Genomic DNA, 11,718 nt, shown 5'->3' with positions numbered 1-11,718 from the left:
ACTAATAAATAAAGAGAATTGGCAGACTCTAAACCGTTAATAAACAGTTTAATAAAAAAAGAAGCCGTGGACGAGTATCAGGGGCCAGTTGGCCCCCTCGATCAATGTGCAAATTGCCGTATTTTTCTCGCCGGCATGGCGAACCAAACCACAGTCGCAAGCAGAATCAGCAAACCGCTGGCGGTACCTAACACTAAGCTGTGGGAGGCTGAAAAAGCGAGCTTGGCACTATTGAGCAGCGCGTCATACCCACCAAGGTTATTTACTACCTGAATGGTTTCGCTGATAGACGCGCTGGCCTGTTCCGTTAAGCTGGCGGGCAAATCCTCCGGTAATACAATCGAGGCAGTATAGGCCCGCGATAGCATCAAGCCAAAGATTGCCACCCCCAAACCTGCGCCCAACTCATAAGCCATCCCCTCGACGGCCCCCGCTGCACCGGCTTTTTCTGGCGGCGCCGCGCTCATGATTGCCGCCGTGGAGGCCAGCAGTGAAGCTTCAATACTGAAACCGAGTAATATCATCCATCCCCACGCCTGATATACCTGCGTGGCAAAATCGGTCCAGGCCAACCCAAGAAAACTTAATGAACTGAAGGCGATACCGGCACTGGCGACAGTGCGTAATCCCAGTTTTGCCACTAACCACCCCGATAGCGGCCCGCTCACTCCGCTGGCAATCATTAAAGGCAGCAGAAATATGCCCGCTTCAAGTGGACTTTTGCCCAATACAAACTGCAATTCTTGCGTCAGAAGTAATTCAAACCCCACCAGCGTTATCATCGCCGTCATTGCCATTGTGATACCAACAGCAATAACTCGCTGACTTATCAGACGAAAATCGATCATCGGGGCAGTGGTAGACAATTGATGGCGCACAAAAACAAACAGCATCACACCACCCAACAAGGCCGTCAGCGACGTCGTTACCGGATCGCCATTGCCGCGCAGCCCGGTTTTGGCCGCATAGACCAGCATCAGGATGGCGGTGATCAGCACCAATGCCGGAGCCAATTTCCATGTCTGTTCAGTGCGCATCGGCTGAGTAGGAATAACCACCAATGTGGCAATAACCACCGCGATAATAATAGGAATATTGATTAAGAACACCGCTCCCCAATAGAAGTATTCCATTAATAGCCCACCGACCAACGGCCCCATCGCCGCGCCCATGGTGCCAATAGCGACCCAAATTCCTAGTGCTAAAGCCCGCTCGCGTTCATCGGTGAAGATATGGCGCACGGCGGATAAAGTGGCGGGCAGAATCATCGCCGCGCCAATCGCCAAAAAAGCACGTGCGGCGATCAATGCCACCACTGAGGGCGCTAAAGCTGCGCCAAGAGAGGCCAAACCAAACAGCACCGACCCCAATAAAGCCAGACGTTTAAAACCGATGCGATCGCCCAGCGCCCCCATTGGGAGCAATAAACAGGCCATCACCAACGAGTAAATATCGATGATCCACAATAACTCGCTGCCGGTAGCAGACAAGGCGATCCCCAATCGTGGTGCAGCCACATGAAGTACAGTTGCATCAATAGAAACAGGGAGATACATCAGAATAATTACGTAGAAAATCATCCACTTTTTAGACATACAAAACGCTCGGATTAGGCAAAATTTTAAATTGAACATCTGTTCAGTTTCGCAATAATAGCGGAATGTTGAACTAACGTCCAATTCATCACATAATGATGAAAACATTAATGCGTCAAATAAAGGAGCCTCTTTGGCCTATTTGAACCGTGAAGAGCGACATGACACCATTTTGCACGCTGCGATGCGTGTCGCTATAACCGAGGGGATGAACGCCACCACCGTGCGCCGTGTTGCCAGTGAGGCGGGCGTGGCTGTCGGGCAAGTACATCATCACTTTGCGTCGGTTTCACAACTGCGGGCCGATGCTTTTCTATTATTAGTGAAGCAATCTTTAGCGGCTTTCGCGATAAACAGCCAAAACTTACCGGCCCACGAGCGGGTGCTTCTTGTTCTGGGTTATCCGCAGGATGAAGCGGGGAAACGAGAAACGCGCTTATGGAATGAAGTCTCGGTCATGGCCGAACGCGATAACTTGATTAAAGAGGCCTGCGCCACCTCAATGTCAGATTGGCATCAGGCCACCGTCGAGGTGATTGAGGCCGGAATAGCCAATGATGAATTCCGCTCTGATATCAATGCCAGTGATATTGCATGGCGCTTGATTGGGCTGGTCTGTGGTCTGGATGGATTGACTCAATTAACCGAATTAGGTTTTTCGGAAACAGAAATACTGCGCCATCTAACCGCCACGATGAAAGCCGAATTACTCAAAACCCCTTAAACTAACACCAGCCTTAGTTTGTATCTCACTGGGAGTTTTACCGAAGATACAGGCTATAATGGCTATTTGACCCACCTATTCCCAAAATCATTGGCGTTGTGGCAAACATCTGAAAACTGCTGCAACATCAAGGAAGAACGGGATTTTTGAGAGCCTACTATGACTCAACAATCTACTGTCGCCGATGTTATCTATTACAACGGCATCATTTACACGGCAGATGCCAATAACCGGGTGTGCAGCGCCATCGCACTGGGCCAGGGCTATATTCTGGCGACGGGCAATGATGAGCTTATCCCACAGTTTTCCGGCCCGAAAACCCAACTTATCGATCTGGCTGGCAAGTTTATGATGCCCGGCCTTATTGACAGCCATATGCACCCGTTTTGGGGTGGCAAACAGCTGATCGGTTGCAATCTCAATTATGCCGCGCTGAGTGTTGAGCAGACGTTGGATATTATCCAAAAGCATCTCGATAGTGATCCCTTTAAAGGCGAAAATGACTGGTTGACAGTGCGTGCCTGGCAGCGCCAGGCCATGACACCAGTAGGTGCAGATATGAGCCGTGCCGCCCTCGACACACTTAATACTCGTCGCCCGGTAGCGTTGTTCTCGAATGACTGCCATACACTGGCGGCCAATAGCCGCGCGCTTGAGTTGCTGGGGATTGATGAAAATACCCCAGTCCCACCCGATGGCAAAATTGCTCGCGACGCGAACGGCAAACTTACTGGCATTTTGGAAGATGCACCGGCCATGCGCGCCTTTGACAGCATCCCTTCCGCCACGCCAGAAAAGAATGTGCAAATTGCCGCTCATGTGCAGCAAGTCTTAAATGCTCAGGGCGTCACTACTGTGATGGATACCCGTGTATTTGCCGAACAATTGCTGGCTTTCCGCCAATTATATGAGCGCAATGAGCTGACTTTGCGCGTTCTGGGTGCCAAAGAAGTGACACCAGACAGCCTGCAAGGGCCAGAAGATGCGGCACGCGTGGTGCAAGAAGTGGTGGAATTTGGTCGCCTGTGGGGAAATGAAGAGTGGACACCCGCACCGGGGTTTGCTGTTGATCATTTGAAACTGTTTATCGACGGTGTATTACAGCCGCCGACCATGACCGCCGCCCTGCTCGAACCTTATCGAGCCAACCACGGCACGGCGGAAAAACCAGACTGGCAGCCAACGAAACACTATGGCGACCTCTATTTTACCGCGCCAGTGGTCAATGCGGTGATGCTGGAATGCGCCCGTGCTGGCCTGCATCCACACACTCACACCGTGGGTGATGGTGCCATCGAAATGGTGCTGGATGCGGTGGAGCAGATGCGGGCAGCTTTCCCTGGCAAAGATATCCGGCCGGGGCTGGCGCATAATGAACTGGTCGCAGCTCATCAATATGACCGCTTTGCCAAACTGGGGGCGACTGCCGTGCTCTCTTTCCAGTGGGGCGGTTTGCCGGGTGTATTAATTGATGAAGAGCGCGAAATGCTGGGTGAAGCCCGTTTCCAACATATGGAACCCGCAGCGCGTTTCCTTGATGCAGGGGCACGTATTGCTTATGGAAGTGACTGGCCGATTGACCGTTTGGATGAATGGTACAACCTGCAAGTGGGGATGACCCGCCGCGCATGGCATCTTGACGGCAGCCCCGCAGGCCCGCGGCTGGATAATGATCGCGACCTGACGCTGATTGAGACATTGCGCTCCGCCACCATTGACGCGGCGTATATGATTGCCAAAGAGCAGTATATTGGCTCACTGGAAGCGGGTAAATTTGCCGATATTATCATTTTGAAAAATAACCTGTTTGAGCAGTCGCCAGCGACGATTTATCAAACTCAGGTGGAATCGACATTGATTGGCGGCAAAGTGGTTTATCAGGCCGGATAAACCGGTGTTTATACTCACCCGAGCCACTGATGTAAGTCAGTGATTCGGGTGATAAATAGGCTGAAATCAGCAGTAATTTCACTGGATAACCCGGGTCATCAATCTGGCAAATAACGCGGCAATACCAGGTCGGAAAGGTATTGGCTTTCAAACCTTCCCCCCTTGTGTCAAAATCCGCTCCTTTCTATTTTAGATCTGCATAAAAATGCAGCTTAGCGGTGCTTGTACACACCAGGAGATGATACGGTAATGCCACAAAATATTCAGTTGCGCAGAGTGCTTAAAACCCCCGCGCTGGTCGCTTTCGGGCTCGCCTATATGGTGCCTTTAGGCGTATTTACTACCTACGGACAGGTGACTGTATTAAGTCAGGGGCATCTCCCCATTGCCTATCTGATCACCGTAGCCACCATTTTATTTACCGCCCTCAGTTATTGCCGGATGACTAACGCTATGCCGTTATCAGGTTCTGCCTATTCTTACGTTCAGCGTAGTTTTGGTGGAAAAACCGGTTTTCTGGTGGGTTGGGCGCAAATTTTGGATTATCTGTTCCTGCCAATCCTGAATTATTTGGTTTTAGGCATTTTCTTGCATGAGGCATTTCCGGCGATCCCCGCACCGGTATTTATTATTGCGTCTATTGTCAGTGTCAGCCTGTTGAATATTCTCGGTGTGCGCCTGCTCACTTCGGTGAATTTCTCGCTGATCGCGGCGCAGATGATCTTTATCGTATTATTTATTGCTCTTTCTTTCAGTCAGGCAGATTTAAGCCCGGCGGCGTTAATGAAGCCACTGCTGGTCAATGCCGGTGATATGTCTGGTTTATTATCCGGTGCTGCGGTGCTTTGTCTGGCATTCCTCGGTTTTGATGCTATCGCGACTATGGCAGAAGAAGCCCACGACGCGAAACGCACTCTGCCACGCGCCATTCTGTTTACCGTGATAAGTGCCGGTGCCATCTTTATTGCGGTGTCTTATGCCGCGCACTTGGTTTATCCAGACTGGGTGTCATTAATCCCCTATCAGGACACCGCCAGCCTGATTATCTCCGAGCATGTCGGCGGTAAGTGGATGTATAACTTCTTTATGGCCACTTACCTGACGGGGGTTTATGCCTCGGCGATGACCGCACAGACCAGTGTGTCGCGCATCTTCTATGCCATGGGCCGTGAAGGGGTACTGCCGCGCAAAGTGTTCTTCCATCTGCATCGCAAGTTCCATACGCCGTGGCGCGCTATCTTGTTCGTGGCGACCATCTCGCTGCTGGCGCTGTTCCTTGATCTGAATTTAGTAGTGTCGATGATTAGCTTCGGTGCGCTCGGCGCGTTCACCTTCGTGAATTTGAGCGTTATAAAACACTTTATTTTCAATGAGAAACGTCGTGGCGCTTCAGCCATGTTTAAATACGGGCTACTGCCAATGATGGGGTTTGTGATGTCGGTGTGGTTGTGGGTTCATCTTGAACAGCGCGCGCTGGAGGTGGGCCTGCTGTGGTTACTGGCAGGTTTTATTTACCTGCTGTGGCTAACGCGCGGTTGGCGTCAGTCTCCACCATCGGTTCATCCGGATGATATTTCTCATCTGCTGTGATGTCTTTGGTTTAACTTTGTCAGCAAGATATACCCTATAGATTTCATGGTGCAGGAAGGCGGCAAGCAAGATACAAATCGGTCGGGAACCGATTTGTACAGCATTTATGCTGCCCGCAGGGTGAGCCTCAGGGATGAGGCTCATTAATCCCGATGAGCTTACATCAGTAAGTGATTCGGGTTATCGAGAGCAGCCAACACACCTGCAACGTGAAAGATGACGGGTATCTAATTAACTCCGACGCGCCCGGCCAACCGCCTCCCCCAACTGCCACACCGCCATCGCGTAATGGGTACTGTGGTTGTAGCGGGTAATAGTGTAGAAGTTTGGCAAACCATACCAATATTGATAGCCGGTACCGACATCAAAACGCAGCAAGCTGGCTTCCTGATAATCGCCCAGCGAACCGGTCGGGCTTAGCCCTGCGGCAGATAATGTCGAGATGGGGTATTTGGTCTTAAAGCCATTTTCGAGATTCGGCGCTTGGCCGTTGGCAGGAATAGCCACCGCCGCCCCTTTGGTCCAGCCGTGTGCTTTGAAGTAATTCGCCACACTGCCGATAGCATCCTCCGGATCCCACAAATTGATATGACCATTGCCATTAAAATCAACAGCATAATCTTTAAATGACGATGGCATAAATTGACCATAGCCCATGGCCCCAGCGTAGGAGCCGCGCAGACTGAGCGGGTCATAGCCCTCAGCGCGCGCCATCAGCAAGAAGGTTTCCAGCTCACCAGAAAAATACTCGGCGCGGCGCGGATAAGCAAAAGAGAGTGTTGCCAGCGCATCAATGATACGAGTCTTACCCATCACCCGACCCCAGCGCGTTTCAACACCTATGATGCCAACAATAATTTCGGGTGGAACCCCGTAGACCTCATAAGCACGTTGCAGGGTTTTTTCATGTTGATTCCAGAAATTCACCCCATTTTGCACGTTATCTGGCGTAATAAACTGGTTGCGATAGCGGTTCCAGGCACCATTTGGCCCGGATGGACGGCCAGAGGTCGGCGCTTGCTTATCCATCAAGCGGATAACAAAATCCAGTTTTTTAGTTTGCGCTAATACATCATGCAGTTGCTGACGCTCAAAACCATGCTCACGTACCATTTTATCAACAAAACGGGCGGTATCCGCATTGTAGGAAAAATCACCGTCTGGCACGTGACCCACATGTTGCGGTTCCAGTAAAAAACCACTTTGTGTCAGGCCATCCGACGGCGTGGCAGCAACAGGAGGCGTCGGCTTGCTGCTACAGGCGGAGAGCAAAAGGAGTGAGGGAAGAATGACAGCTAAGTGACGCATCGTATATCCATAAACCATGCCAAAAAGTAATAGCTATGTTAAGCCATTGCCTATAAGGAACAAACAGGAAAATGCAGGATTATACTGGGTTATTTGCAATAGGAATCGTACAGTAACTGGTGCCTGCGTCAGAGGGAAATAGGCTAAACCCTTTGAAGAATAAGGAATTACAGCAACATCAATGAAACATTTCGTAGCAAATAATACGAATGATTTTCACTATCATTGCTAATTTCTTTCTATACAATCGACATGTTTCTCCGTTGACTGACTCTCTCGTTTTCTTCTTTGACCTGTTTAAAGGATGTCTTTATGAAGTTACGTTTATCCTCTCTTGGCCCTGTTGCACTATTAGCTTCCTCAATGATGCTGGCTTTTTCCGCCAGTGCTGCATCCAATGACGAAGGTATTGTGGTGTATAACGCCCAACACGAAAATCTGGTGAAATCCTGGGTTGACGGCTTTACCAAAGATACCGGCATCAAAGTGACCCTGCGCAATGGCGGGGACAGCGAATTAGGTAATCAGTTGGTTCAGGAAGGCAGCGCGTCACCCGCCGACGTTTTCCTGACGGAAAACTCTCCGGCAATGGTACTGGTGGATAATGCAAAATTGTTCGCCCCATTGGATGCGGCAACACAAGCTCAGGTGGCGAAAGAGTATCGCCCTGAACATGGCCGCTGGACTGGCATTGCCGCCCGCAGCACTGTGTTTGTCTATAATCCGGAAAAAATCAGCGCAGCCGAGTTGCCTAAGTCAATCATGGACTTAGCCAAACCTGAGTGGAAAGGCCGTTGGGCTGCATCACCTTCTGGGGCTGATTTCCAGGCCATTGTTAGCGCCATGCTGGAACTGAAAGGCGAAAAAGCCACGTTGGAATGGTTAAAAGCCATGAAAGCCAACGCGACGGCTTATAAAGGTAATAGCACGGTGATGAAAGCGGTGAATGCTGGCCAAATTGATGGCGGGGTTATCTACCACTATTACCGCTTTGTTGATCAAGCCAAAACCGGTGAAAACAGCGGCAAAACTCAACTGCATTACTTCAAACATCAAGATCCGGGTGCTTTTGTGAGTATCTCTGGTGGCGGTGTATTGGCGTCGAGCAAGCATCCAAAAGAAGCACAGGAATTCGTGAAATGGATAACCGGCAAATCAGGTCAGGATATCTTGCGCACCAATAACGCATTTGAATACGCCGTGGGTGTCGATGCCGCATCTAACCCTAAATTGGTGCCGCTGAAAGATCTGGATGCACCAAAAGTAGAACCGTCTAAACTGAACAGCAAGAAAGTGGTTGAGTTGATGACAGAAGCTGGCCTGCTGTAATACAGCCAACCTGCTGATAATATGTATTTTTAGCCCGTCGCGTTTCTGACCGACGGGCATTAACACGCCGAGTGCCTTGACGATTATGGCCAATGTAAACCCCGATGTTATCCCCATGCCGCTGAGTCAGGCAACTCAACACCAATATAGCCGTCGCCCTGGTTCTGGGATTGTGGCTATTGCGGTGATGCTTTCTCTACTGTCCCTGCTGCCACTGGGGTTTGTGATTGGCATTGCCATTGATACCGGTTGGTCAACGGTCAAGGCGCTCGTTTTCCGCCCTCGCGTGGGGGAATTACTACTTAACACGGCATTACTGGTGGCGTTCACTTTGCCGCTATGCGCCATTATTGGTGTGGCGTTGGCGTGGCTCACCGAGCGCACCACACTACCCGGCAGGCGAATTTGGTCACTGCTGGCTATCGCCCCACTGGCAGTGCCTGCTTTTGTGCAAAGTTACGCCTGGATAAGCCTGGTACCCTCAATGCACGGGCTTGGCGCGGGGGTATTTATCTCTGTTATTGCCTATTTCCCTTTTATTTATCTGCCCGCCTCAGCGGTATTGCGCCGCCTTGATCCCGGTCTGGAAGATGCAGCGGCTTCATTAGGAAGCACACCTACAGCCGTATTTTTCCGCGTGGTGTTGCCACAATTAAAACTCGCTGTTTGGGGTGGTTCGATATTGATTGCACTGCATTTGTTAGCAGAATATGGCCTGTACGCCATGATCCGTTTCGATACCTTTACCACGGCTATTTTTGATCAATTCCAATCCACCTTTAATGGCCCAGCGGCCAATATGCTCGCGGGGGTTCTGGCGTTATGTTGTCTGGGATTATTGTTAATCGAAGCCACCAGCCGTGGCTATAACCGCTACGCCAGAGTCGGTTCGGGTAGCGCACGCAGACAAACCGCTTATTCAATGGGAACCGCCCTCACCCTGTTGTGTCTGCTATTACCACTGGCAATGACCGCCCTCTCGCTCGGCGTGCCATTTCTCACCCTCACTCGCTGGCTCTACATCGGCGGCATTGATGTATGGTTGAATGCTGAGCTGCTTCCAGCCTTGAAACAAACACTGGCTCTGGCACTGATCGGTGCCGTGATTATCACCCTATGCGCCATACCAATGGCCTGGTTATCTGTGCGCTATCCAGGGCGCTTATATCGGGCCATGGAAGGGTGTAACTATGTCACCAGCTCACTGCCCGGTATTGTGGTCGCACTGGCGCTGGTAACCATCACCATCCGCATTGCACGACCGCTATATCAAACGGAATTCACCCTTTTACTGGCCTATTTACTGATGTTTACGCCACGCGCTTTAATCAGCTTACGGGCCGGTATTGCAACCGCGCCGGTCGAGCTGGAAAACGTGGCACGCAGTTTGGGTAAGACGCCCACTCAGGCCATCTGGAGCACCACCATGCGGCTGGCAGCCCCCGGTGCAGCGGCGGGGGCCGCCTTGGTATTTCTGGCGATATCCAATGAATTGACCGCCACTTTATTATTGGCCCCCAATGGTACCCGAACCCTGGCCACCGGGTTCTGGGCATTAACCAGTGAAATAGATTATGTTGCTGCATCACCTTACGCCCTGCTCATGGTGGCGCTCTCCCTGCCACTCACCTGGCTCCTTTATTCTCAATCTCAACGTACGGCAGGATTATGAGCACGCTTGAACTTCAACAAATCGGTAAATCGTACCAATCGGTCAAGGTATTAGACGGCATTGATTTACAGGTGACGGCGGGCAGCCGTACTGCGATTGTCGGGCCATCAGGTTCGGGTAAAACCACATTGCTACGTATTATTGCCGGCTTCGAAACGCCGGATAGCGGCAAGGTGATTTTGCAAGGAAATCCGCTATTTGACCAATCAACTCACGTACCGGCGCATAAACGCGGGATTGGGTTTGTCCCGCAAGATGGCGCACTGTTTCCACATTTTACCGTGGCGGGCAACATTGCTTATGGGCTAAAAGGCAGCAAGCAAGATAAAGCCCGGCGGGTGGATGAATTGATGGAAATGGTGGCGCTAGACCGGCGATTAGCGCAACTTTGGCCCCATGAAATATCCGGTGGTCAGCAACAACGTGTCGCACTTGCCAGAGCATTGGCGCAAAGCCCGGTATTGATGCTATTGGACGAACCCTTTTCAGCACTGGATACCGCCTTGCGCGCATCTACCCGTAAAGCGGTAGCTGAACTGCTGTCGCAAGCCAATATCGCCGCCATATTAGTCACGCACGATCAAAGCGAAGCATTATCTTTTGCCGATCAAGTCGCGGTAATGCGCGTGGGCAAGCTGGCTCATGTGGGTGCGCCGCAAGAGCTTTATCTCAGGCCGATTGATGAGCCGACCGCAACATTCCTCGGTGAAACACTGATTCTTTCCGCGAATATTGCGGCCGGATGGGCCGACTGCGCGCTAGGCCGGGTCAAGGTCGACGATGCAACATGCCATGGGCAAACGCGTATTATGCTGCGCCCCGAGCAAGTAACCATCACGCCCCTGCCCACAACTCACCATTACCCGACTCACTGTTTGGCTAAGATTATCAGTATTGATTTTGCCGGTTTTATTTCAACGCTGACGTTATCTATTATCGAGCATAATGAAATCGTAGAAATCAAAACTATCAGTCGCGAAGGCATCCATGTTGGCTTAATGGTTGATTTGACGATTATGGGTCAGGCCCATATTTTTGCCGACTAAATGTTTTGTGGTCTCACCATCATCGGCGTTTTCAACCAGCAACAGGCGGTTTTTGCCGCAATTGCTGGTATTCCAGCACGGTCAGCACGATAACCACCACATCAAGAATAGTGATTAAAATCAGCATAATAGAATGAGTAAAGGTATAACGATAAAGTTGATAGACAATAAATAAGCCAAAAATGATTATTGCCGCCGGGTAATACCCCAGTTTTTTGCGCCACAATCCAATAATGACCCACAACTTAACAATGCCATGAATTAATAAATAAAACGCGGCGAAATGCAAACTGCTAATGGAAAGACTTTGTGCTGCATGCAACAAATAATTGGCAATCACATCGCCACGATCTTGGATAAATTCAGCTTGAGTGATGCGATGCAATATATTCAATAAAAACTGGGGGGTTACAAAAAAAGTTAAAATACCCGCCACAATCTCCATAATAGCCAATATCGCTTTTAGCAGTAGGCTAACTTCAAAAACAGCATGAATATTCTTCTCGCCGAAGAGGTTATTACGCTCAAAACGGTTTCTCATATTTAACATCGCACTCATTCCCT

At 50.4% G+C, this 11,718-nt stretch carries 9 protein-coding genes; 6 read left to right on the top strand and 3 right to left on the bottom strand.

What is annotated here, in order from left to right:
• Positions 1-101: 101 nt before the first annotated feature.
• Positions 102-1,595, bottom strand: a complete 1,494-nt coding sequence (locus HU019_RS10505; RefSeq protein WP_174849697.1) for an MFS transporter — start codon at positions 1,593-1,595, stop codon at positions 102-104.
• A 133-nt stretch (positions 1,596-1,728) separates the two neighbouring features.
• Here HU019_RS10505 and HU019_RS10500 point away from each other — a divergent pair, with 133 nt between their 5' ends.
• The 3 genes from HU019_RS10500 to HU019_RS10490 all read left to right on the top strand — a co-directional run bounded on the left by HU019_RS10500 (position 1,729) and on the right by HU019_RS10490 (position 5,799).
• Positions 1,729-2,319 (top strand): TetR family transcriptional regulator, encoded by a 591-nt coding sequence (locus tag HU019_RS10500; protein ID WP_174849698.1) that lies wholly within the window; start codon positions 1,729-1,731, stop codon positions 2,317-2,319.
• Between the two features lie 159 nt (positions 2,320-2,478).
• Positions 2,479-4,209: an amidohydrolase gene (locus tag HU019_RS10495; protein ID WP_174849699.1), complete on the top strand. Its 1,731-nt coding sequence runs from the start codon at positions 2,479-2,481 to the stop codon at positions 4,207-4,209.
• 249 nt (positions 4,210-4,458) lie between these two features.
• Positions 4,459-5,799, top strand: a complete 1,341-nt coding sequence (locus HU019_RS10490) for an APC family permease (RefSeq protein WP_174849700.1) — start codon at positions 4,459-4,461, stop codon at positions 5,797-5,799.
• A gap of 231 nt (positions 5,800-6,030) precedes the next feature.
• Here the strand turns inward: HU019_RS10490 and mltB are convergent, their stop codons facing one another.
• Positions 6,031-7,107 (bottom strand): lytic murein transglycosylase B, encoded by a 1,077-nt coding sequence (gene mltB / locus HU019_RS10485; RefSeq protein ID WP_174849701.1) that lies wholly within the window; start codon positions 7,105-7,107, stop codon positions 6,031-6,033.
• Between the two features lie 312 nt (positions 7,108-7,419).
• Between mltB and HU019_RS10480 the strand changes: the two genes are divergently transcribed.
• The 3 genes from HU019_RS10480 (at position 7,420) to HU019_RS10470 (ending at position 11,154) form a co-directional block, all read left to right on the top strand.
• Positions 7,420-8,436, top strand: coding sequence for an iron ABC transporter substrate-binding protein (locus tag HU019_RS10480; RefSeq protein ID WP_174849702.1), 1,017 nt, complete (start codon positions 7,420-7,422; stop codon positions 8,434-8,436).
• An 85-nt stretch (positions 8,437-8,521) separates the two neighbouring features.
• On the top strand, positions 8,522-10,108 hold the full coding sequence (locus HU019_RS10475) for an ABC transporter permease (protein WP_174849703.1): 1,587 nt from the start codon (positions 8,522-8,524) through the stop codon (positions 10,106-10,108).
• Positions 10,105-11,154, top strand: coding sequence for an ABC transporter ATP-binding protein (locus HU019_RS10470; protein WP_174849704.1), 1,050 nt, complete (start codon positions 10,105-10,107; stop codon positions 11,152-11,154). Before HU019_RS10475 ends, HU019_RS10470 begins: the two co-directional genes overlap by 4 nt.
• A 31-nt stretch (positions 11,155-11,185) precedes the next feature.
• Here HU019_RS10470 and HU019_RS10465 read toward each other — a convergent pair whose 3' ends face one another.
• On the bottom strand, positions 11,186-11,704 hold the full coding sequence (locus tag HU019_RS10465; protein WP_174849705.1) for a DUF2127 domain-containing protein: 519 nt from the start codon (positions 11,702-11,704) through the stop codon (positions 11,186-11,188).
• Positions 11,705-11,718 lie beyond the last annotated feature (14 nt).

This window comes from Yersinia artesiana (assembly GCF_902726545.1).
Taxonomy (GTDB): Bacteria; Pseudomonadota; Gammaproteobacteria; order Enterobacterales; family Enterobacteriaceae; genus Yersinia; species Yersinia artesiana.
This window is presented reverse-complemented; position numbering and strand designations above follow the sequence as displayed.

Bases quoted from the DNA above. Each gene is read 5' to 3' on its own strand.
- HU019_RS10505 (WP_174849697.1), bottom strand. From the start codon at position 1,595: ATGTCTAAAAAGTGGATGATTTTCTACGTAATTATTCTGATGTATCTC.
- HU019_RS10495 (WP_174849699.1), top strand. From the start codon at position 2,479: ATGACTCAACAATCTACTGTCGCCGATGTTATCTATTACAACGGCATC.
- HU019_RS10490 (WP_174849700.1), top strand. From the start codon at position 4,459: ATGCCACAAAATATTCAGTTGCGCAGAGTGCTTAAAACCCCCGCGCTG.
- mltB (WP_174849701.1), bottom strand. From the start codon at position 7,107: ATGCGTCACTTAGCTGTCATTCTTCCCTCACTCCTTTTGCTCTCCGCC.
- HU019_RS10480 (WP_174849702.1), top strand. From the start codon at position 7,420: ATGAAGTTACGTTTATCCTCTCTTGGCCCTGTTGCACTATTAGCTTCC.
- HU019_RS10475 (WP_174849703.1), top strand. From the start codon at position 8,522: ATGGCCAATGTAAACCCCGATGTTATCCCCATGCCGCTGAGTCAGGCA.
- HU019_RS10470 (WP_174849704.1), top strand. From the start codon at position 10,105: ATGAGCACGCTTGAACTTCAACAAATCGGTAAATCGTACCAATCGGTC.
- HU019_RS10465 (WP_174849705.1), bottom strand. From the start codon at position 11,704: ATGTTAAATATGAGAAACCGTTTTGAGCGTAATAACCTCTTCGGCGAG.